Origin of the sequence: Sphingobium mellinum (assembly GCF_037860795.1) — a bacterium.
GTDB classification, from domain to species: Bacteria; Pseudomonadota; Alphaproteobacteria; order Sphingomonadales; family Sphingomonadaceae; genus Sphingobium; species Sphingobium mellinum.
The window spans coordinates 1-22,183 of the sequence record NZ_JBANRK010000024.1 but is presented as its reverse complement, the minus strand read 5'-3'; the positions used below and the strand labels follow the sequence as shown (position 1 = coordinate 22,183).

Below are 22,183 nucleotides of genomic sequence, written 5' to 3'. Positions count from 1 at the left end.
CGACCGATTTCCGCTCGCTGAAAAACAATGCCCCAGCAACTCTACGCTTGCGAGAAAAAATAACGGATATTAGAAGATTGGGCGTAAAGAGAGAAGAAAGAGCCATCCATGTTTGACCTGTCCGGCAAGCGCGCCTTCGTGACCGGCGCTTCGAGCGGCCTCGGGACACATTTCGCGAAAGTGTTGGCGAAAGCTGGTGCGACCGTCATCATCGGTGCGCGCCGCACGCAAATGCTCGCGGAACTGACAAAGGAACTGGGGCCGGATGCGCTGGCCGTTCCCCTGGATGTACAGGACCGCGCCTCGGTCAGTCACGCGCTCGATCAGGCGGGTGATGTCGATATCCTCGTCAATAATGCGGGGATCACCAACACCAAGCCGGTGCTCGATCAGACGGCGGACGACTGGAATTCGATCATCGACACCAACCTGACCGGAGGCTTCTGGATGGCGACAGAAGTCGCGCGACGCATGCGTACGCGCGGCAGCGGAGGATCAATCATCAACATCGCATCGATCATCGGCGTGCGTCAGGGCGGCCAAGTTACCCCCTATGCCGTGTCCAAGGCTGCGGTCATCCAGATGACCAAGCAGATGGCGCTTGAACTGGCGCGCGACGACATACGCGTCAATGCGATTGCGCCGGGCTATTTCGAAACGGAACTGAATGACGACTTTTTCGCGTCGGATCCGGGCAAGGCGCTCATACGGCGCATTCCCCAGCGGCGGCTCGGTCGCCTCGAGGATCTCGACGCACCGCTGCTGCTGCTGGCCGCCAATGCCTCGCCGTACATGACTGGTTCCGTTCTGGTGGTCGATGGTGGCCATCTCCTCAGTTCATTGTAGGGAAGGGCGATGGCGAACAAAATCTATCCTGACGCAGCCGCCGCTCTTGACGGACTGCTGTTCGACGGGATGACGATCGCCGCGGGCGGCTTCGGCCTTTGCGGCATCCCCGAAACGCTGATCTCGCAACTGGTGGAAAGCGGTGTCAAAGGTCTCACCGTGGTGTCCAACAACGCGGGCGTCGACGATTTCGGCCTCGGCAAGCTGCTCCAGAGCCGGCAGATCGCCAAGATGATCTCCTCTTATGTCGGCGAGAACAAGGAATTCGAGCGCCAATATCTTTCGGGCGAACTGGAAATCGAATTCAGCCCGCAGGGCACTCTCGCCGAGCGCATGCGGGCGGGTGGTGCGGGCATCCCCGGCTTCTACACCCGGACCGGCATTGGCACCATGATCGCGCAGGGCAAGGAAGTGCGCGAATTCGCCGGCCAGCCTCATCTCCTGGAAACGGGCATTGTAGCTGACCTCGCCATCGTCAAGGCGTGGAAGGCGGACGCGTTCGGCAATCTCGTTTTCCGCAAGTCCGCCCGAAACTTCAACCCGATGGCGGCCACTTGCGGCAAGGTAACAGTGGTGGAGGTCGAGCATATGGTGGCCCCTGGCGCGATTGATCCTGATCATGTCCATACGCCCGGCATTTTCGTGCAGCGGCTGATCCGGGCCACGTCAAACGAAAGGCGGATTGAGCAGCGAACGGTCCGGCAGGAGAGGCCGGCGTGACGGGCTGGACGCGTGACCAGATGGCCGCTCGCGCCGCGCGTGAGCTCAAGGACGGCTATTGCGTCAATCTGGGCATCGGGATCCCGACGCTGGTGTCCAACCATATCCCTCCGGGCGTGGACGTGACGCTCCAGTCAGAAAACGGCATGCTTGGGCTTGGTCCTTTCCCGCTGGAAAGCGAGGTCGACGCCGACATCATCAACGCGGGCAAGCAGACGATAACGGAACTCGACCGCACGAGCTACGTCTCGTCAGCCGACAGTTTCGGCATGATCCGTGGCGGCCACATCGACCTTTCGGTGCTCGGCGCGATGGAAGTCGCGGAAAATGGCGACCTCGCCAACTGGATGGTGCCGGGCAAGACGATCAAGGGGCCGGGCGGAGCAATGGACCTGGTTGCAGGGGTCCCGCGTATCATCGTCCTTATGGATCATGTCGACAAGTCGGGGGGCGCCAAGTTCCGCCGACGCTGCACATTGCCGCTGACCGGCGCCAATGTCGTCGACATGATCATCACCAATCTGGCCTTGTTCCGGCGACCTGACCGATCGGCGCCCTTCGTTCTTGCGGAGGTGGCGCCGGGCGTCTCCGCTCCAATGGTGCGCGATTGCACCGAAGCTCATTATATCGAGGACCTGACATGACCCCTGGCGTTACGGACCGTGCGCAAGCGATAGGCGATCGGGTGGAGCGATTCGTGCGCGATGTCGTCTTCCCCTTTGAGACTGATGCGCGCCGCGATCATCATGGCGCTCCGCTGGAGGAGCTGGTTGTCGAATTGCGCGAAAAGGCGCGGGCCGCAGGCGTGCTGACGCCGCACATTCTGCCGGACGGCGGGCACCTGACCCAGCGGGAGACCGCCCATGTGTTGATCCGCACCGGGCTGACGCCGCTGGGGCCGGTTGCATGCAACACCGCCGCCCCCGACGAGGGCAATATGTATCTGCTGGGGAAAGTGGGTAGCCCCGCGCTCCAGCAGCGGTTCCTGCGCCCACTGGTCGAGGGGCGCGCGCGGTCCGCCTTCTTCATGACCGAGCCCGCCGCCGACGGCGGCGCCGGTTCCGACCCTTCCATGATGCAGACCGTCTGCGAGCCCGACGGCGACCACTGGGTGATCAATGGGCGCAAGGCCTTCATTACTGGCGCGCAGGGCGCGAAGGTCGGCATCGTCATGGCCCGGTCGCGGGAGGGCGCCTGCATGTTCCTGATCGACCTGCCTAATCCGGCGATCCGGATCGAGCGGGTGCTCGACACGATCGACAATTCCATGCCGGGCGGCCATTCGATCGTGGCCATTGACAATCTGCGCGTCCCGGCCGATCAGATGCTGGGAAAGAGCGGCGAAGGTTTCACCTATGCGCAGGTGCGGCTGAGCCCTGCCCGCCTGTCGCATTGCATGCGCTGGCTGGGCGCCTGTATTCGCGCCAATGAGATCGCGACCGATTATGCCAACCGGCGGGAGGCATTCGGCAAGGTCCTGATCGATCATGAAGGGGTGGGTTTCATGCTGGCCGACAACCTGATCGACCTCAAGCAATGCGAACTGATGATCGACTGGTGCGCCGGGGTGCTGGATACAGGATCGCTTGGCACGGCGGAAAGCTCGATGGCCAAGGTAGCCGTGTCGGAAGCGTTGATGCGCGTTGCCGACCGCTGCGTCCAGGTGATGGGCGGCAGCGGGGTTAGCCGCGACACTATCGTCGAGCAGGTGTTCCGGGAAGTGCGCGCGTTCCGCATCTATGACGGGCCGAGCGAAGTCCATCGCTGGAGTCTCGCCAAGAAGATCCGGCGCGACTGGAAAGCTGCTCAGGCATGAGCGCGCTGGTCGACGACAATCTGGGCACCACGGCGGTGCGTCAGGGCTACGCGTTCGACGAAGCGGCGCTGGCCGCGTGGATGAGTGGCCATGTCCGCGGCTTTAAGGGGCCGATGCAGGTCGAACAGTTCAGAGGCGGCCAATCCAACCCGACCTACAAGCTCGTCACTCCCAGCGCATGCTATGTATTGCGGCGCAAGCCGCCGGGTCAGCTTCTCAAGGGCGCCCATGCGATCGAACGCGAGGCCAAGGTGCTCATGGCGCTCGGCAAGGCAGGGTTCCCGGTCGCGCATGTCTATGGGCTGTGCACCGACGATGCCGTGATCGGCACCTGGTTCTATGTGATGGCAATGGTGGAAGGCCGCATCTTCTGGGATGCGACCGTCCCAGATGTGCCGAATACCGAACGCCGCGCGATTTTCGACGCGGTGAACGCGACGATCGCGCGGCTGCACAACGTTGACTATGAGGCGGTGGACCTGGGCGACTTCGGCCGCCCGGGCAATTATTTCGAACGGCAGATTGCACGATGGTCCCGGCAATATCGCGACGATACTCTGGCGGGGCGAGACCAGAATATGGACCGGCTGATCACCTGGTTGGAAGATCATCTGCCGGTGAACGACGAAGCAACAAGCGTTATTCATGGCGACTTTCGCATCGACAACATGATCTTCCACTCCTCGGAGCCGCGTATCCTGGCGGTGCTGGATTGGGAATTGTCGACCCTCGGCCATCCGGGTGCGGATTTCGCCTATCATGCAATGATGTACCGCATGCCGCCCCACATCGTCGCGGGCCTTGCCGACGCGGATATCACCGCGCTCGGCATCCCGAGCGAAGCGGACTATCTGGCAACCTATTGCGAGCGCACGGGGCGCACTGGCATGCCCCATTATGATTACTACATGGCATTTAACTTCTTCAGGCTCGCCGCCATCTTCCACGGGATCAAGGGCCGCGTTCTGCGCGGCACCGCCGCGTCGGCGCAAGCCAAGGAACGGGTGCGGGTGCTGCCGGAACTGATGGCGCTCGCCTGGCGGCAGGCCGAATGCGCCGATGTCTGACCTGCCGCCGAAGATGGCGCCCGGGACAGCGCCGTTGATCAAATCTGATTACAGTTATGAAATAGGACGCGGTGCTCACTGCGGCTATACCCGTAAGCATGGACAACGGGCCGCTCGTTAGGATAGTAAACGCCGATGAAAACTCGAAAGGCTATTCAAAAGCGCGACAGCATCCTTCAGGCTGCTGCCAAAGTGGCGGCTCGGAGGGGCTATGCCGAAACCACGCTGGCGGAGATTGGTGAAGAGGCAGGCACCTTCGCCGGCAGCCTTTATTATTATTTCCCCTCGAAAGATGCATTGCTCGAAGAGGTGCTCAACATCGGCACGACCAGCGTGTCTTCGCCGGTGATGGAGGCCGTGGCCGCGTTGCCCGGTGACGCCAGCGCATGGCGAAAGATAAAGACCGCGCTTGACGAGCATGTCGAGCGGATGCTGAGCAAGAATGATTTCATTACCGCTTATTGGAAGATCATCGATCAGGTTCCGGATTCCATCGGCGGGCGGCATCGCGAACATCCCCGCAAATACGGAAATTTCTGGCGCGCCCTGATCCGCGAGGGCCAGGAAGAAGGGATTGTACACGAGGATCTGGAGCCGAATCTTGTTCAGCTTTTCATGCTTGGCGCAACTATCTACGCGCAGGACTGGTATAACCCTTCGGGCAAGCTCAAACCCCGGCAGCTTAGCGACCATCTCGCGCGGATATTCTTTCGCGGCGTTTCACCGATAGACGCTGATCTGACATTCGATAAGCCCAAGGCTCGGAAGGTGGACGCCGAGATTCCCGCGGAGCCTGCGGCTCCAGGCGCCAAGCGTAAGCGAACCCGGGGCACTCAAACGGCCTGAACCGCGCTCTCCTCGTACCATATTCCGATGTAGTCTTTGTGGATCGCGGAATAGTGTTCGACCGCGCGCCGCGTGACGCTGACGGCACTAAGCAAACCGATGCGTCTTGAAGCTCCAGGATCACCGTCAGGCGCCTTTAGCGAGGCGAAGCAGCCGCGTCTAAGCGGGGCGATGCAGCATATTGCCGTGCCCAGCTGGTGGAAAAATCGGCAACCATTTTATAATAGACATTGCACTTTTCTCCTTGTTCGATAGACATAAGGGCAATGACGTAGAGGGGCGTGGTGCGCGGCGTCCCCGCGCTGGACTTGGCGCCCCGGCGAATATTCTGGCGCGTCAAGGCCGGCGAAACAGGGGCGCAGGAGGTGGAAGCACATGCATCCGGATTGGAATAGCGCGGTCAGGAAGGCGGTGGCGCTGGGATGATGATGGTAGCGCATGTGGGATCTCTTATATGAAATTGGGCTATTCGGCTGAGGATCTCGCCTTTCGCGAGGAGGTGCGGGGCTTTCTGCAAGACAATCTGCCGTCCGAACTGGCAGCCATGGAGGCGCGCCACGGCCATGTGAGGCGGGTGCATACCGATTCTTGGCAGAAAATCCTGGCGCGGCGCGGCTGGGCCGTCCCCAACTGGCCGGAGGAGAGCGGGGGCCCGAGCTGGACACCGGTGCAGCGTCATATCTGGGACGTCGAATATGGTCGGGCGAACGCGCCGGAATATAATATTATCGGCATCGGAATGGTTGGTCCCGTGATCGCTCGGTTCGGGTCGCAGGCGCAGAAGGACCAGTATCTGCGCGCGATTATCGAGGGCGATCTGCATTTCTGCCAGGGCTTTTCAGAGCCGGGTGCGGGGTCGGATCTCGCCTCGCTCAAGACGCGCGCAGTGCGGGAAGGGAGCGATTATGTCGTCACCGGGCAGAAAATCTGGACGAGCCATGCGGCCGATGCGGACATGATGATCTGCCTTGCGCGGACCAATCCGCATGTGAAGCCTCAGGCCGGGCTTTCGATGATCCTGCTGCCTATGAACGCGCCCGGGGTCACGGTGCGGCCGATCAGGTCGATAGACGGCATCGACAGCGTCAATGAAGTGTTCCTGGATGAGGTCCGCGTCCCGGCCAGCGCCGTGATTGGTGAGCCGGACATGGGCTGGTCCTATGCGAAGTTCCTGCTCAACGAGGAGCGGACGCACAACGCCTATCTCGGGATATTGCACCGCTATGTCGATCGCCTGCGGGCGGCGGCGGCCACGGCTGATCTATCCTTCCGGCAGCGACTGCTGATGTTCGAGATCGATGTCGAGGCGCATGACTGGTCCGTGCTGCGGGTCCGCCTGCGCGAGAATGAGCAGCTTGGCGGAGCAAGTGCTTCGGCGCTCAAGGTGACGGCTTCGGAGTTGTTGATCCGAGCAGGGATCATGGAGGTCGAAGGGCTTGGCCTGTCGGCGGCGATGGACAGGGGAGGCGGCGAAATGGGCGTTGCGGATTGGTTCGACCTTCGTAGCGAAGGCAAGATGGCGCAACTGATGTACTGGCGCGCCGCCACCATCTTTGGCGGAACCAATGAAATTCAGCGCAGCATTATCTGGAACACGCTGGCGCGCTGAAAAGGGAATATCGATGGATTTGACCTTATCCTACGAGCAGGAAGAGTTCCGCGCCACCACCCGTCGGCTGCTCGACGCTGCGCCCGTGCATGCGGCGGGGTTCGACGCTGCCGCTTATGCGGCGGCCTGGGTGATGTTTGCCCAGGCCGGCGTCGCGGGCCTATGTCTCAAGCCGCAATGGGGTGGCTTTTCGGGCGAACCCGAAGACATCGCCTTGATCGCAGCCGAGCTTGGCCGTGCGCCCGGCGCCGCACCACGTATCGAAACGATGGTGATGTCGGCCATGCTGCTGTCTGCCGGGAGCAGCCCTCTGGTTGAGGCGCTGCGGAACCGCTTGGCCGCGGGTACGCTGCAACCGGCGGTCGCGTGCCATGAGGGTGGCGATCCGTTCGGTCGCGACCAACCTTGCACACAGGTGCGGCCGGCAGGGGAAGGCTATGTCCTGACCGGGCGCAAGGCCGCTGCGATCGGAGCGGAGACGGCAGACTGCCTGATCGTGTCGGCGCAACTGCCGTCGGGCGAACTCGCACTGCTGACGATCGATCCCTCTGAGCCGGGCATTGATCGATTCGGCTACCGGCTGTTCGATACGACGCCGGTTGCTGACCTGGTGTTCCATGATGTGCCGGTGGCCGTTGGCGGTCTCATCGCACAGGGCCAGGCTGCCCGCGTCGCCCTGGACGAAGCGTTCGACGGAGCCTTGCTCGCCCAATGTGCCGCCGCGCTGGGCGGCATCGACCGCGCGATCGAACTGTCGATCTTCCATCTCAAGACGCGCCAGCAATTTGGTCAGCCGCTCGCGGGCTTCCAGGTACTCCAGCATCGCGTGGCGGACATGTTCATCGCCGCGAACGAGGCACGGTCGAGCCTCTATTCTGCGCTGGCGGCCACGCGCGCGAGTCCCGCTGTCCGGTCGGCAGCAGCGTCGCGGTGCAAGGTGAAGATCGCGGCGGTCGCAAAGTCGGTAGTTGGCGATGCGTTGCACCTCCATGGCGGCATCGGCATCACCACCGAATATCCTGTCGGCCATCTCTACCGGCGGGCGATGGTCGACGATCTTCTGCTCGGCGGCGGCACATATCACCTCGCCCTGCTGGAAGGGGCGTTCGCCGATGAGTTGCTCTCCGACATGCGTGCGCCGCAGCCCTTGGCGTGTAAAAGGGCGGCAAACCCGTGATCGATAAGTGAGAAATCAGTTAGCTTAACTTGGCCATCTCTTCAGACATGGAGGGGAATGTGTCAACAATCCTCTACCATGCAGGCCAGGATGGAGGCGCCAGTCACGTATAAAATGGTATATATATTAGATTTTCGCGTTGCGCGAGGGCGGCCCGGCTTTTATCATCGCGCCGAAAAGCCGCGGCCGCTATGGTCCGTGAAAAATGTCAGGAGATGGCTGTTGGATACGTTCATTCCGCAAAGGCCCGAGGTCGATCATCGTGAGGGAATACGGTCGTATGACAACGTTCCTGAGGGGTCCATTCGCGCGAAGGCGCCCTATGTCGACCATGGGACCGGCCGCATCGATCCGCGCCGCTATCGGGACCCGGCGGAGGCCGTTCTCGAATGGGAAAAGCTCTGGACCAAGGTGTGGAATCTCGCCGGCATCGCATCAGACATTCCCAACCGGGGCGACTGGTTCAAATATGATCTGATCAAGGAAAGCTTCCTGATCGTCCGCGGCGACGACGACCGGATCCGCGCCTTCTATAATGTCTGTCCACATCGCGGAAACCAGATCGTCCGCACAGACTTTGGCACGGCTAACGAATGTTTCAGTTGTGCGTTTCATGGCTGGAAGTTCGGTAAGGACGGTGGCCTTCTATCCGTCAAAGAACCGGAGACCTTCCGCCCCGAAGTGTTGAAAGAGGCGCCGGGTCTGACCGAGGTGCGCTGCGACACATGGGGCGGCATGGTTTTCATCAACATGGACGACGAGGCCGAGCCGCTGCTCGACTTCCTGAGCGTGATCCCCGAGCACCTCGCGCCCTACCAGCTGGAAAATTACCGGGTCGTCGACGACGTCGAATATATTCAGGAAGCGAACTGGAAAACCAGCTTCGACGCCTTTGTCGAATTCTATCATGCCGACCAGATCCACCCCGAACTGGGGCAGGCGATGGAAACCTATTTCTGCCAATATGATCTCTATCCGCGCGGTGTCAGCCGGATGATCCTGCCGCTCGGCAATACGCCGGACAAGGTGGAGGATCGAGACACGCCCAACGAGGTGCAGGAAACGATGATCCGCCAATGGGAGGGCGATCCGGAGGAATGGAAGCATCTGCGTGGCGCGGAATACAAGAAGGCGATGGTGCAGGTGAAACGCCGCCTGGCCGAACGCGCCGGCTGGACCCATTGTGACGATCTGGATGACGATCAGATGGTCGACGATCTCAACTATCTGATCTTCCCCAACGTCACCACCAACACCTATTCCGATGTCAATTATCTCCAGATCTTCCGGCCCCATCCAACCGATCCGATGAAGTGCATCTGGCGCTCGATCACGCTCGTCCCGCCCGCCAAACATGAAGGGTTCAAGCCGCTCGAACTCGCCAGCCTGGGGCAAGGCAATACGATCGACGCCGCCGAAAAAGACCTGTCGGCCCGCCCGCCGATCCGCCGGGTGACCGATCCCGCGGATACGGGCTTTGTGCTGGAGCAGGATCATGTACTGGTCCCTGGCGTGCAGCGCGGTATCGAATCGCGTGCGTTCAAGGGTTATCTGCTAAGTGAACAGGAAATCCGCATTCGCCATTATCTCGCCGAGATCGATCGATATCTGGCGAAATGATGGGCCTGGGCGCCCGGCTCGTGGATGAAGATTCGCCGGAAGGCGGCTTCGTCCCCGTCTGCGCGGCGCCCCTTATCCGTAACGGTCAGCATCGGCGCTTTCTCGTCCATGGGCACGACATATTGCTGATCGGCGCGGGCGGAAGGGTCTTCGCGCTTGCCAATCGCTGTCCTCATATGGCCAAGCCGCTGGAAGGGGGGCGCGTTACCGGCATGGCGTTCACCTGCCCCTTCCATGCCGCCCAGTTCGACCTGGAAACCGGCAATTCATCGGGCTTTCCCAAGACCAAACCAGCCAGGACTTTCCCTGTACGCGTCGAGGACGGCCGCATATTCGTCCGATTTCCTCCGCACGCCGCCGTCTGACGATGGTCGCCTGCGGGTTCGCCGCTACTGCGCGGCAAGCTCTGCGGCGTAACGGGCCTTGAGTTCGAATTTCTGGATCTTGCCCGACGTGGTGGTAGGGAATTCGTCGACGAACCACCAATAGGCGGGAATCTTGAACCGGGCGATGCGCTGCTGCAGAAAGCCGCGCAACTCCGCCTCATCGGCCACCAGGCCGGGCTTCAGACGGACGGCGACCGCAATCTGTTCGCCCCAGCGATCGTCCGGTACGCCGAAGACGGCCGTATCCGAAACGGCGGGATGGGCGAGAAGCTGGTCCTCTATCTCGCGCGGATAGATATTCTCGCCGCCCCGGATCAGCATGTCCTTTGAACGGCCGGTGATCGTCAGATAGCCGTCCGCGCGCACGGTGCCCAGATCCCCCGTATGGAACCATCCATCGGGCTCGATCGCCTCGGCCGTTGCGGTCGGGTTTTTATAATAGTCCTGAAGAACATTGGCGTTGCGCAGGCAGATTTCGCCGATCGTATCGACCGGCAGCACTTCGCCGGTGGCGGTGTCGACGATCCGCACCTCCGTCGGGCCGAGCGGCTTTCCGACCGTCTGCGTGACATGTTCGACCGTGTCGCCACGCACCGTAGAACAGATCATGCCGCTCATCTCGGTCTGGCCGAAGATCATCATGAACTCGCAACCAAATTCGCGCTCGATCCGCTCGACCAGTTCCGGCGCTACCGGGGCGCCGCCGCAAGTGAGAATCTTGAGGCTGCTGAGGTCGAAATCGTCGAAATCGGGATGCTCCAGCAATCCGATCGCCATGGTCGGCACGGTGGTCGTGATGGTTACCCGTTCCCGCTCGATCATGCGCAGCATCAGCCCGGGTTCGAACTGCGGCGGCAGGATCAGCGTGCCCCGGCTCCATAATGCCCCGCAGGTGGAATGCACCGATCCGCCGGTATGGAACATCGGCACGCAATTGAGCCAAACCGAACCGTCGCCGGCGTCGAAACATTCGGTGGCGAATTTGGAACTGTTAACGACGCCGCGATGGCGCATGCGCGCGCCCTTGGGCTTGCCAGTCGTGCCGGACGTATACTGGATCATCACCGGATCCCCCGGCGACACGGGCGGAAGCTTTCCTGTCTCCGGCGCGGCGGCAATGAAATCGGCGAGATCGTCCAGGATCAGCACCTCACGCAGCCTGGGCAGGCCTTCGCGAATCTTCGCCAGCATGGCGAGGTGGTCGCTGCCCCGGCAATGGCGCACGGTGAAAAGCCCGACCGCATCGGAGTTTTCCAATATATAGGCGACTTCCTGTTCGCGGCTCGCCGGGTTGATGGTGACCAGCACGATCCCAGCCAGGGCCGCGCCGAATTCCACCAGCCACCATTCGGGCACATTATGCCCCCAGATGCCGACATGCTCGCCCCGCTTGAACAGGGTCAGGAGGCCGCGTGCGATCCGCTCCGCCGCATTCAGCCCCTCGGCGTAGGTCCAGCTTCGTTGGCGCCCTTGCGCGTCCGGACTTTCCTTGAGCGCCACTCGATCGGGCACTGTTTCGGCGCACCACCGCAGCAGGTCGCCCAGCGTGATGTCGGCGACCTGCGCGTCAGGGTTGGCATGGAAATAGGAACCGGTGAGGGCCTGTTTTTCCATCATCGGTTGCCCGCTTCGCCTGACTTGTCGCCATTTTCCTCCCGGCGGCGCACGCGATCCAGCGTGACTTGTTCGATGAAAGCCAAGACATCCTCGATATCGCTGCCGGGTCCGAATATCCCCTGAATGCCCAGCGCCTTCAGCCGGTCCTGATCATCCGGGTGGATGAGGCCGCCTACCATCAGCGGCACGTCGACGCCCTGGGCGCGCAACTCTTCGGCCACATCCCGGCAATGATCGACATAGGCGCCGGACGAGAAGCTGATGCCGATAAGATCAACGTCGCGATCGCGCGCTTTTCCCACCAGTTCCTGTACCGTCAGATGTTCGCCCAGAAAGGCGACTTCGCAGCCATAATCCTGCAACCTTGTCGAAAGCGTGCGGATGCCCTTGGTGTGGACATCGAGTCCGAGCATTCCGAGACCGACCCGGCCGAACCTGCGGTTGAGCAATGTGGACATGGGATCAGTTCTCCGACAGGCCGAAGGGCGACTCATAGACGCCGAAGGCATCATAGGCGTGGCCGAAACCCTGGCGTAGCGTACCCCAGACTTCCGACATCGTCGCATCGGCGATGAAGGCGTCGATCATCGCGGGGTAGGGATTGCCGCCCTCGCGCGTGACGCGATGGAGATGCCTGATCGCCTCGGCGACGGGCGCCATGTCGCGCTCCCCCTTGAAGCGCACGAACCGTTCGACATGGCTCTGGATGGAAGCTTTCATGGGTTCGAACCGGGCGAACGGCTTTTCGTCCGCGTTGGTGAAGGAATTGAGCCCGATCACCAGCCGTTCCTTGTCATGTAATTCGCGATCGTAGCGGACGTTGAAGCGGTCCATCTCCTCCTCGAGCCAGCCGCTTTCGATGGCCTCCACCAGGCCGCGCTTTTCGATCTCCGCCAGCAACTCCAGCGCCTCCTTCTCGACCGCGTCGGTCAAGGCCTCGACATAATAGCTGCCGCCCAGGGGGTCGGCGACCCGCGCCGCGCCGATTTCGTGCGCCAGGATCTGTTGCGTGCGCAGCGCCAGTTCCTTGGCCTCCTTTGTCGGAATACAGATCGGCTCGTCATAGGTGCAGGTTTCCACCGACTGCACGCCGCCGCAGATGGCGGCGAAGGTCTGGAGCGCAGCACGTGTGATATTGTTGAGCGGCTGCTGATAGACCAGCGACTTGCCCGCCGTGTGGCAGGCGATGCGCAGCCGCATGCTGCGTTCGTTGGTGGCGCCGAACCGCTCCTTCATAGTGCGTGCCCAGATCCGGCGGAGCGCCCGAAACTTGGCCACCTCTTCGAAGAAATCGACGTCCGACGTCGAAACCCAGGCCATCCGCGGGGCGATCTGGTCGACCGAGGTGCCACGCTGGGCGATATCGTCAAGGCAGGTGTTGACGATCGCCATGCCTACCGCGATCTCCCCCGCCGGCGATACCCCGCGTTCGCGGATGTCATAGGCCTGCGGCAGGCCGAGCGCCCAGAGCGGGGTGTTGGCGGCGGAATATTCGAGGCAGCCCGCGCTCATCCGCAGCGCCATGTTGGACGGCACCAGCTTTGAGCCCCAGCCCGAAATCACCTGGTGGAAATAGTCGGGCATATGGGAGCCGAGCAGGGATTCAAGCGGCTGACCGCGCTTTTTGTGCACGGCGACGGTCAAGGCATATACAAGGGATATCGAGTGCCAGGCCAGGTCGATCTTCGACAGATCGATCCCCTCCAGCAACCGTTCGCAATCGCGCAGCGTCGGAACGGATACGCCTTCGATGCCGACATCGTTCCGGAACATCGGGTGATCGGGGTCGACGGCCCATTTGGTCGGCACATCGTCGACCACGTTGAGGCCCGACGCGCCATTCTCGATCGCAAGGCCGAGACCCCGGCGGGTATCTTCCGGCGCTCCATAACCGACGATTTCGCGCATGCTCCACATACGAGAGCGGTACATTTGCGGAAAGGCGCCGCGCGTGAACGGATATTCGCCCGGATTGCCGCGATGATCGTCGGTCTCGGGCAGATCGTCCGGAGTATAATGGGATTTGGTTTCGATATTGCCCCATGTCTTCGTGCGAGACAGAGCAATGGTGGTCAGCTTCTCATGCAGCATGCCGCCGTCACCGGCACTGGCACCGAAGCTACTATCCTGCGCAGGGGTTTCATTCTCTTTGGCGCTCACCGATGTCTCCAATGCTTCCTAACTGCCGACGTGCCTTCGTCGGACGCGTTACCCTCGACCAGTTCCGCCAAGCCTGCGTGTGGCGCTGCGGTCGATGGTCGCCGATCCCACGCCCCGAAACGCGCGAATGGGACCATGTACCGGGAGCGCTGCCAGTACGGAGAGCGCCGCAGAGGAAAATGGCGCAGTCCGGCGGTCGGCCTTCATGAATTCGATCCAGCCCTCTCCCGTCCAGCAGTCGCGGTAGTCCCAGCGCATGACATTAAGGAGCGGATAATCCAGGTCGGCGCCGCCGCCGGGCGCGGCGATATATTTCCATCCGAAGGTCTGGACTTCGCCCGCCTTCGCGTTGACCCGCTCGATCGCGGACGGCGCAAGCCTTTTCAGCGAAGAGGCACCGCCCTTCATCAGCAGCGTGTCGTCTTCATAACAGGTGAAACTCGCGTCCGAATCGTACATGGTCATATCCGGTATGACGCCGATCAGCTTGCCAAGCCCCATATATTCGCGGCCGGCAACCAGAGCGCCCACCTTGTTGACCCAAAGCACGGGAGCGAAGGCGGCGGCGATGGTCTCGTCCTCATGCACGTGCAGCGCGCTGAGCGACACCACAACTTCATTATAATCCTGCCCGCCAAGATAGTCGACATTTCGATAACCGACATAGCTGATGGACACGGTCACCGTTTCCGGCAGCACGAAATGCCTGGGCAGCATGGCACCAGCGGCCTCGGGCAAGGTTGAAAAGCTCAGAACGAGAGCGTTCGCGTCGTCGACGACGGTACGATCTGGCACGGCGGAAGGACCGAACACCGCAGGCATGTCGTAGCGCTGCCCCTCGAGCGGAACGAATACCATTTTCGATGTCTCCTATTTCGTCCTGGCCGAGCTACGTATCGCCAAACCATAACGGATCTTAGAAAATCATCGTGCGGGGTGCAAGAGGCAAGTGCGTCCACCGGAAGAGACGCTGGCCATGCCGGTTCAGGGCGCGCCGCCGCGCATGCCGGTGATCGCTTTCCCCGCGTCACCTGCCGTCGGAATATGTCCGCGCTCCTCTATGCTCGGCCGCTCCAGGCATCATCAGGAAGCGAAACGCGATCGGGGGATGGTGCCCCCGACCTTGCTTCCCACCGGCAATACCGAATTGAGAAAATCGACCGCCGCGGACATGGCGGCGTCCTGCCCCTCATCTGCATAGAAGCCCAGCTGATCATAGGGAAGAAGCACCAGCTTCTTCGGCTCGGCTGCCTTTGCATAGGCTTCCATCACGGCCGTCATGGGATGAATGACTTCATAGCCCGTGTTCATGATGATGCAAACGGGGCGGGGCGAAATCTGGGCGATTGTTTCAATAGGGCTGAACTGCAGAACTTTCTGAACCGATTCGAGAGTGACGTCGCTCCGCCAACTTTCCGGCATCATTGTCTGAAAATGAATCGCGTCCTGGCTCGTCGGCATGGCGCATATGTCTTCCGAAGAAAAAGGAAGCGAGACGGGAATGCGCTGGCTTGGCTCCCCGCGAAAGCGCCGGAGCCGATCCTCATCAAGCGCGTCCAGAAGATTTTCCCATTGCTCCGCGTTGCGCAGTGCCCGCATCCAGCTACGGCCGTCCACGATCGGAACTTGGGCGATTACGGCGCGGGCGCGGCGATCCCGCGCTCCCGCGCCGAGTACCATGCCGCCGCCAAAGCTTGTCCCCCACAAGGCTATGCGATCATGCTCCACGTCCTCGCGCGTCTGAAGATAGCTGATCGCGCCGCTCAGATCGTCCATCTGCCGCTCGGGAAAAAGCTCGCCCCGAACATCGCCCCCGCTCGTCCCAAAGCCGCGATAGTCGATGGCGAGCGTGACGTAGCCGGCGCGGGAAAAGAACTCGCCCTGCGGCGCGAGCATTTCCCTGACGCCGCTGAAGCCATGCCCGGCCACTATCGCCGGCCGCCGTTCGCCAGGCTTCATCCCCTGCGGCAGATAAAGATCGGCATCGACTCGCACGCCGTCCACGGTGAAACTGATCTTTTCCGCCATCCTTATCTTTCCCGCCATTTCCGTGCATTACGTGGCACCGCCCCAATGAGGGGCGCGCCGGTCCTTACAAAATGCGTGCCGCGCCCAGCCGCTCAATCGTGATACGCGACCGATCTGGCCAAATGCGAACGGCGCTAAAATTCAAATCGCAGTTCGCCTTCGAATGTCCGGGGCCGCCCGGGACTTACCGAATTGAGGCCGAATCCTGAGCCGGTCGGCAACCCGCCGACATAATAGCGTTCCTTGAAGAGGTTCCGGACGTTGAGAGCGGCCGACAGTTTCGATCCTGCGATGGAAGACCAGCCGAGCCGGCCGTTGACGATCGCATATCCGGGAATGCGCGTGTTGGGCGTCAAGGTGTCGGCCAGGTTCGAGAAATAGGAAGACGTCTGCGCGTAAAGATCGCCGCGGAGCGAGAGGGTTCCGGCTTTCGAAGGCAGGTCCCATGATGCTTCTCCGTAAAGCACTCCGGACCATTTCGGAACATCTGCGAAGGGTCCGTAGGTCAGGGGGGTGCCCAGGGCCAGTGCGTTCGGATCGGTGAACCGCGCTTTGACATAGGTCACGCTTCCGCCGGCACTTAACCAGGACACCGGCCGGATCGTCAAGGCCGCCTCGGCGCCGCTGACCTTCGCCTCTGGCACATTGTTGGTGACGAGCGCGGGATTGCCGTTCACCGGCACAAAGGCGGCGCGCTGAATCTTGTGGATCCACTGAACAAACACATCCGTGTTGAGCGTCACCGGCATGCCGCCGGCATGGCCGTTGAACTTGAGGCCGGCCTCGACATCCTCGGTCGTTTCGGGATCGAATTCATTGCCGCCCAGTGCTGACGGGATATTGAGCGGCAAGCTGGTATTATTATATCCCCCCGTCCGCCAGCTGCCGCGCGTGGTGACATAAACCATCAGTTCCGATGAGGCCTGGTAATCGACGCCCGCCGTCCAACTGGGGTTTGTTTCGGTCCGGCTCTGCGACGACGCGCCAAAGACCGACGTGGGCAGGTTGTTCGCGGACAATTTGTCCCGCGTGTAGCGGAAGCCGCCGGTAACATTGATCTGGTCGGTAAGGCGATAGGTGGCTTGGGCAAATCCCGCTAGCGAGCGGTCGCGGTTTTTCGAGGCATATTTGAACTGCGTGGCCGGAAAAATCGGTGGCAGGCCAAATGCAGCATTGTTGCCGTCGAAAATGTCACGCTGATTGAGATAATATACGCCCAGGACATAGTTCATCCGATTTCCGAACGCATTTCCTTGGATCTGGAATTCTTCCGAGAATTGATGTGTATCATTGAGCAGGGGAATGGCGACATCGGGCGTGTGGTACACCGGATAAGATGTGCCGTCGAAGTCGGTTCCCGTAATGCGGCGGCCCCGGTTGAAGCCGAGGATGTTCTTGATCTTGAGATCGGCCGACAGCTCGATTTCCGTGCTGTTGATGATGAAGAAATTGCGGTTCTTGTACGTTGACTGCCCGTCAATGGCCGTACGCCATGGGCCGAGCTGCTGCTGCTGCTGCAGTGCTTGGGGAATGCCGCCGGGCAGGGCGCCCGGATTGGCTGCCAGATAGGCCCGGAACAGCGGATTGGCGGGGTTGTACAGGCAATCCGCGCTGCTGTTCAGCGTCACGCCGCCATTGGTGGCGCCGCAGGCATTGTAGGAATAGAGCTCGGTCGGGGTCGATTGCCCCCGATCCCGGGTATATTGCACCGTGGTGACATTGGTCAGTCCGTCTGTCGGCTGAATCTTGAGCGTTCCCCGGACCGAGCGCTGGGTCAGATTGCCGAGCCTCTGACCATTATAGATGTTGCGGACGAAGCCCCCGCCCGACTGGAGATTGCCCGCGAGACGCAAGGAAACCTGGTCGGCGATGGGCAGGGTGACGGCGGCCGTGAGCTGACGGCTGTCGAAGCTGCCCAGTCGGCCGGTGACGAAGCCGGTCAATTCCTGACCGGGCTGCCTGAACTGGTAAAGCACCGCGCCGCCTGTCGCGTTGCGGCCAAACAGCGTGCCCTGTGGTCCCTTCAGCACCTGGATATTTTCTATGTCGTAGAAGGTGGCGGCACCGAGCGTGTTGACCTGCACTTCATTGATATAGGGCAGCACGCCAGGGGCGGAATTGCTGTATGCGTCGATGCTCTGCCCGCGGATGGCATAGTTGATGGCATTGCTGCTGCCGGTTTGCCGTACCACCAGCCCCGGTACGGCTGTCTGCAGGTCGCTTTCGGACCTTATCGCCTGACGTTCGAGGGACGCTCCACCGATCAAGGAGACGGCGATCGGGACTCGGGACAGGCTTTCCTCACGCCGCCGGGCCGTAACCACGATTTCATCGGTCGCTCTCGCGCCAGGGGCGCTGGATTCCGCTGCTTCCTGTGCCCAAGCGGCGGATGCCCATCCCATGGCCAAGGCGATCGTGGAAACGGTACGCAATCTGGATAGTCCATTCGGCACGATATTTTCCCCTCCATCTTACCCGCTCAAGCCAATGAGCAGGCCAGCCGATCCACAATTTATAATTATTCATAGAAAGTAGCGGCATCTCCAAGGCTCCACAAGCGCTTTTAAAGGGGACCGAAATTGGAGCGCGCGGCATGGTCGCCGCTGGCGGGATCAACATGGCAACCTTCCCGGTCCTCGCAACGCCCCTGTGGGCAATAACGCCCGCCGATCGCGCCATCATAGCGGCACGCCTGCCCGTGCTGCCCTGAACGTCCTTCCCCGGCGCTGTGTCGATCCTTCGGCGTCGTGGTTGACCTTCGCAAGCTACCGTCCGGGGCTTGCGAGGGGGTGAAGTCCCCGGTCCCCTAGCGCCATTGGGGGCCGGGGCTTCCTTTTTGTTGCGCGACTTGCCCGGTCCCTCGCCATATGGGGGGCCGGGCATCTTTTTACGCCGTGCCGGAAGTGTTGGTTACGCCCGCTTCATCGGTAGTTGCAGCGTGATCGCCGGTCCGCAGGAAGTGCGCCAGTTCCTTCGACACCTTGATATAGAGCGGCTTTCGCCCCGTGATGTTCACCATTGCCCGGATTGGCGCTTCGCCGATGATTGGCACCTTTCGCCGGAACATTTCGGTTCGGGATTCTTCATGGTTTGCGGACTTCATATCCGCGACGTTGGTATAGAAGCCTTCGTTCCGTCCGGGTTCGAGGATATGCGGCCCCGGCCTTTGGTTCAGCATGACCGACGTGTTTTGAATGGCGAAGCGATATTGCAGCGCCTTCGGCCCCCTCGTTAGCCATCCGGTTCGCCAGCCTACGCTACTGACATGGAACGGACGCACGCCTACGTTCAACACTTCGATACCTACCATGTAGATGCCCGGCGATCCGTCGCCAGCGAAGCTAATGCGAATTCCGGCGGACCCGCGCGCCTTCATCGTTCGTTCGGACACGACAACCCACAGGGACACAGCAACCGCCGCAAACGTCGCAAGCGCGCCGATGGCTTGGGCGATGGCACCGAAGGCGGTCCACCATGTCACAGCATCGTGTGGGATCATGAATCGTGCGTAACACGGTTCGTCGCATTTTGGGATATGTTCGAAGTCGGCGAAGCGGTCGAAACGCCAGTTCAAGCGCCGATGCTGTTGCGGTAATCGTTGCGGTAACTCCGCAGGCTGATCCTAAAAACCCAATGATGTCAAGATGTTAGGATAGACGTTGGCGGGCCACGCCCGATGACGATGGGCACTACTCCTACGCTGTAGCGCTACGATAGCGAAGCTGATTCAAGAACGCAGAGCTTCGAGGGCGCCCTAATGCGACATCCGATGCAACCTCAAAGTTGTCAGACGGTCGCGAAGTTTGACCGCCTCGGATTGAGGAAGAACCGAACTGGCTGCGCGAAATCGTCGCGCGATTGCGCATGGTCTGGATTATAGTGAAGGACGTCATTCGCAAAGTGCATCGCGTCGGCCTCGACGAGCGGATCGGCCGCACCCTGGACGTTTCGGCGGCGCGCATCGAAGACGACAAGATAGCCGCGAGTCGCGGTGCTAGCGGTGTGTCGTACCTCGCGATCGAGATAGTCGGCCAACTGGTCGGCGCCCTCCTGCGCGCGCGGTGGGCCGTATTCGGTATAGGTGGGCTGCGGCGCGAGGTTGCGGGACCGCGCGGTTGAACGTCCGAGCCACTTGACCTCGATCAGTGCGGCAGCCCCGGAAGCGAACCATTCGACACGAACGTCGACTGGCTTGGTCTCATCGGTATTGTGTTCAGGCCGGGCGTTGGCGTCCCGCAAGACCAGTTGCAACGCCTGGATAAGCGAATCCCGCATGATCGATTCCGGCCGGTTGACTAGGACCAGCCGTGGGCCATCGACGCCGCCTTCCCAGACATCTGCCAGGATGCGGCATTTCGTTTCCCGAACAAATTCGCTGTACCGTGAAAGTGCCTCTTCAAGGCTGCTCAAGGTCGCATTAGCGAAATTGCTGGCTAGGATCGGAGAGACCTTCTGAACATAATCGTCGTGATGCTTGGCCAAAATCCGATCGACGCCATTGTCGTAACGATAAACCAACGCGTCGGTGGCGGCCGCCTTGAGGTCGATATCAGACCCAAGCTGAAGGAAACGGAAGGTGCCGCCTGCCACCAGTTCGACCAGGCAATGCGTGCCGGGCTCCGCGCCGGCAAGCGCGATACCGAGTTCCTCGTAAGTTTGGAAAGCTGACGGCGCCCCCCAAGCCGTGATCATCGGCGCCGCCGGCGTCGCGTTCATGGCGATCATCACCGTCAACGTCCCGCGCAGGCTTTCCGGCGGACAGCGCTGATAGATAAGCTTGACGGTATCGAGGAGCGTCGTGATCGCGCGCGCGCCCGGCTCGCCGAACGCCTCGCTCGCGTGCGGTAGGTAGGCCATCCGCACCAGCGCCTGGACACTTTCGAGGTTAATCAACAGCCGCATCCTCCGTCCGCAGAATCCGGGCAGAGAGCCAGATGACCGCTGGCGACAGCAGATCCTTCACGTCAGCACCAAGCACCGAACTGACGATCCCGTATTCCTCGTAAAGGAGGTCGATGTCGTCGGCTTGGAGCAAGTGACGCCGCTGGCCGAGCCGAACCGAGGCGGCGAGGCCCGGCGTCTGGCCGATGGCATGACGGATAGAGCCGACGGGAAGCGCAAGCGCGCACTGTGTTGCCGCGCGCAGCCACTGGCGCCGGTCGGTCCAAGAACCCAGGGTCAGGAGGCTGTCGATTTCCGCCGCTAACTCATGGCGGCGGGCGCCCATCAGGCCCGCCCCATCCTCGTCAACCAGGCCTCTCGCGACCACCATCGATCGGGCCGTTTCGAACTGAACGCTGAACGGGAATCCTTCGGATGTGACCGCGAAGGGATAGCCCCAATCGCCGACCGCCTGACCTTTGAAAAGGCCAAGAATGCAGCCGAGATAGGCATAGAGGTGGGCCTCGATGACCGTCATCGGAATGACCGACGCCGGCGCATCGGCCATGATCGCCACAGCGTCGAAATATGCTTCAGGCACAATGTCCGCCGCGCCAGTCAAGTGAGCACCGCGTCGATGGCGTCATAGGCTTCGGTGAACAACGCTTCCTCGCTCTGCTGCACCTCGCTTAGGTCGGTCCAGTCGGTCATGCGAACGATCTGCATCCCGGCGCTCTTCTGCAGCCGTGCGAGGCGCAACACGAGCTGCGAGCTGCGCAGGTTGGCAGTCATCAGCACGCGATTGCCTTCGGCGACGAAGTTCGAGAACATCGAGCCCGCGCGTGCCTCATAAGCGATGTCGAGCGAGCCTTCGGGCGTGTCGATCAGGAGCGTGGCGGCACTGTCTGCCATATATTCCGACAGCGCCATGCGGAGCGCGATATCGATGAAGAAGCGCTGGCTTTCGGACACGGTGTCGGGCTGCGCGCGCAACTGGTCGTCCATCCGCATGCGAAGCCCGAAACCGGAATCGTTGGCGCCCTGGCGATGTTCCAGCTCGACGTCAATCGGCAGCCCGATAAAGTCCTCGGCCAGTTCGCGGAAGCGGGGAACGAATCGTTCGGAGCCAGCCTCATATTGCGCCTTGAGCGCCTTTTCGTAGGTGCGAAGTTGATCACGCAGCTCATCGCGTTTCTTATAGTGCGCCTCGCTTTGGGCGAGAAATTCTTGGCGCTCCTTCTCTAGCTTGTCGATTTCCTGCTGGATTGCAGAGAAACTGGAGCCGCTTTGCACTTTTGCGAGGCCGGCAGCCTCCTTCTCTTCGAACTGCCTGAGAGCCCGTCTTGAATCTCATGCGTAACGAGCGATGCGCCTGATGAGGACCAGGGCAGCGGCGGCGTAGAGGAAGGC

General features: G+C 61.4%; 20 protein-coding genes. 10 read left to right on the top strand and 10 right to left on the bottom strand.

The window, feature by feature from the left end:
* Positions 1 to 108 precede the first annotated feature (108 nt).
* The 10 genes from AAC640_RS16675 (at position 109) to AAC640_RS16630 (ending at position 10,066) form a co-directional block, all read left to right on the top strand.
* Positions 109 to 846 carry an SDR family NAD(P)-dependent oxidoreductase gene (locus AAC640_RS16675; protein WP_340268308.1) on the top strand — a complete coding sequence of 246 codons (738 nt, stop codon included), beginning with the start codon at positions 109 to 111 and terminating at the stop codon, positions 844 to 846.
* A 9-nt stretch (positions 847 to 855) separates the two neighbouring features.
* A complete protein-coding gene (locus AAC640_RS16670) occupies positions 856 to 1,566 on the top strand; it encodes a CoA transferase subunit A (protein ID WP_340268306.1) in 711 nt (236 codons plus the stop codon).
* Positions 1,563 to 2,210 (top strand): 3-oxoacid CoA-transferase subunit B, encoded by a 648-nt coding sequence (locus AAC640_RS16665; protein ID WP_340268304.1) that lies wholly within the window; start codon positions 1,563 to 1,565, stop codon positions 2,208 to 2,210. The genes AAC640_RS16670 and AAC640_RS16665 overlap by 4 nt, the downstream gene beginning before the upstream one ends.
* Positions 2,207 to 3,382 carry an acyl-CoA dehydrogenase family protein gene (locus tag AAC640_RS16660; RefSeq protein WP_340268302.1) on the top strand — a complete coding sequence of 392 codons (1,176 nt, stop codon included), beginning with the start codon at positions 2,207 to 2,209 and terminating at the stop codon, positions 3,380 to 3,382. Before AAC640_RS16665 ends, AAC640_RS16660 begins: the two co-directional genes overlap by 4 nt.
* Positions 3,379 to 4,449, top strand: a complete 1,071-nt coding sequence (locus tag AAC640_RS16655) for a phosphotransferase (RefSeq protein ID WP_340268300.1) — start codon at positions 3,379 to 3,381, stop codon at positions 4,447 to 4,449. The genes AAC640_RS16660 and AAC640_RS16655 overlap by 4 nt, the downstream gene beginning before the upstream one ends.
* Positions 4,450 to 4,584: 135 nt before the next feature.
* Entirely contained in the window at positions 4,585 to 5,295 is a 711-nt protein-coding gene (locus tag AAC640_RS16650) for a TetR/AcrR family transcriptional regulator (protein WP_340268298.1), read from the top strand.
* A 454-nt stretch (positions 5,296 to 5,749) separates the two neighbouring features.
* Positions 5,750 to 6,904: an acyl-CoA dehydrogenase family protein gene (locus AAC640_RS16645; RefSeq protein WP_340268296.1), complete on the top strand. Its 1,155-nt coding sequence runs from the start codon at positions 5,750 to 5,752 to the stop codon at positions 6,902 to 6,904.
* 13 nt (positions 6,905 to 6,917) lie between these two features.
* Positions 6,918 to 8,081, top strand: a complete 1,164-nt coding sequence (locus AAC640_RS16640; RefSeq protein ID WP_340268294.1) for an acyl-CoA dehydrogenase family protein — start codon at positions 6,918 to 6,920, stop codon at positions 8,079 to 8,081.
* A 222-nt stretch (positions 8,082 to 8,303) separates the two neighbouring features.
* Positions 8,304 to 9,701 (top strand): aromatic ring-hydroxylating oxygenase subunit alpha, encoded by a 1,398-nt coding sequence (locus AAC640_RS16635; RefSeq protein WP_340268292.1) that lies wholly within the window; start codon positions 8,304 to 8,306, stop codon positions 9,699 to 9,701.
* Between the two features lie 20 nt (positions 9,702 to 9,721).
* Positions 9,722 to 10,066, top strand: coding sequence for a Rieske (2Fe-2S) protein (locus tag AAC640_RS16630; protein ID WP_340268290.1), 345 nt, complete (start codon positions 9,722 to 9,724; stop codon positions 10,064 to 10,066).
* 24 nt (positions 10,067 to 10,090) lie between these two features.
* Here AAC640_RS16630 and AAC640_RS16625 read toward each other — a convergent pair whose 3' ends face one another.
* The 10 genes from AAC640_RS16625 to AAC640_RS16580 form a co-directional block, all read right to left on the bottom strand.
* Positions 10,091 to 11,701 carry an AMP-binding protein gene (locus tag AAC640_RS16625; RefSeq protein WP_340268288.1) on the bottom strand — a complete coding sequence of 537 codons (1,611 nt, stop codon included), beginning with the start codon at positions 11,699 to 11,701 and terminating at the stop codon, positions 10,091 to 10,093.
* Positions 11,701 to 12,162: a cobalamin B12-binding domain-containing protein gene (locus AAC640_RS16620; protein WP_340268287.1), complete on the bottom strand. Its 462-nt coding sequence runs from the start codon at positions 12,160 to 12,162 to the stop codon at positions 11,701 to 11,703. Before AAC640_RS16620 ends, AAC640_RS16625 begins: the two co-directional genes overlap by 1 nt.
* A 4-nt stretch (positions 12,163 to 12,166) precedes the next feature.
* Positions 12,167 to 13,864 carry a methylmalonyl-CoA mutase family protein gene (locus AAC640_RS16615; RefSeq protein WP_340268286.1) on the bottom strand — a complete coding sequence of 566 codons (1,698 nt, stop codon included), beginning with the start codon at positions 13,862 to 13,864 and terminating at the stop codon, positions 12,167 to 12,169.
* A 48-nt stretch (positions 13,865 to 13,912) separates the two neighbouring features.
* On the bottom strand, positions 13,913 to 14,722 hold the full coding sequence (locus tag AAC640_RS16610; RefSeq protein WP_340268284.1) for an acetoacetate decarboxylase family protein: 810 nt from the start codon (positions 14,720 to 14,722) through the stop codon (positions 13,913 to 13,915).
* Positions 14,723 to 14,947: 225 nt separating this feature from the next.
* On the bottom strand, positions 14,948 to 15,892 hold the full coding sequence (locus AAC640_RS16605; protein WP_340268282.1) for an alpha/beta hydrolase: 945 nt from the start codon (positions 15,890 to 15,892) through the stop codon (positions 14,948 to 14,950).
* 134 nt (positions 15,893 to 16,026) lie between these two features.
* A complete protein-coding gene (locus tag AAC640_RS16600) occupies positions 16,027 to 18,324 on the bottom strand; it encodes a TonB-dependent receptor (RefSeq protein WP_340268280.1) in 2,298 nt (765 codons plus the stop codon).
* 455 nt (positions 18,325 to 18,779) lie between these two features.
* Positions 18,780 to 19,466, bottom strand: coding sequence for an MFS transporter (locus AAC640_RS16595; RefSeq protein WP_340268278.1), 687 nt, complete (start codon positions 19,464 to 19,466; stop codon positions 18,780 to 18,782).
* 212 nt (positions 19,467 to 19,678) lie between these two features.
* Positions 19,679 to 20,785, bottom strand: a complete 1,107-nt coding sequence (locus tag AAC640_RS16590; protein WP_340268276.1) for a hypothetical protein — start codon at positions 20,783 to 20,785, stop codon at positions 19,679 to 19,681.
* A complete protein-coding gene (locus AAC640_RS16585) occupies positions 20,778 to 21,374 on the bottom strand; it encodes a hypothetical protein (RefSeq protein WP_340268274.1) in 597 nt (198 codons plus the stop codon). The genes AAC640_RS16590 and AAC640_RS16585 overlap by 8 nt, the downstream gene beginning before the upstream one ends.
* A 17-nt stretch (positions 21,375 to 21,391) precedes the next feature.
* Positions 21,392 to 22,066, bottom strand: coding sequence for a hypothetical protein (locus tag AAC640_RS16580; RefSeq protein ID WP_340268272.1), 675 nt, complete (start codon positions 22,064 to 22,066; stop codon positions 21,392 to 21,394).
* Between the last annotated feature and the right edge of the window lie 117 nt (positions 22,067 to 22,183).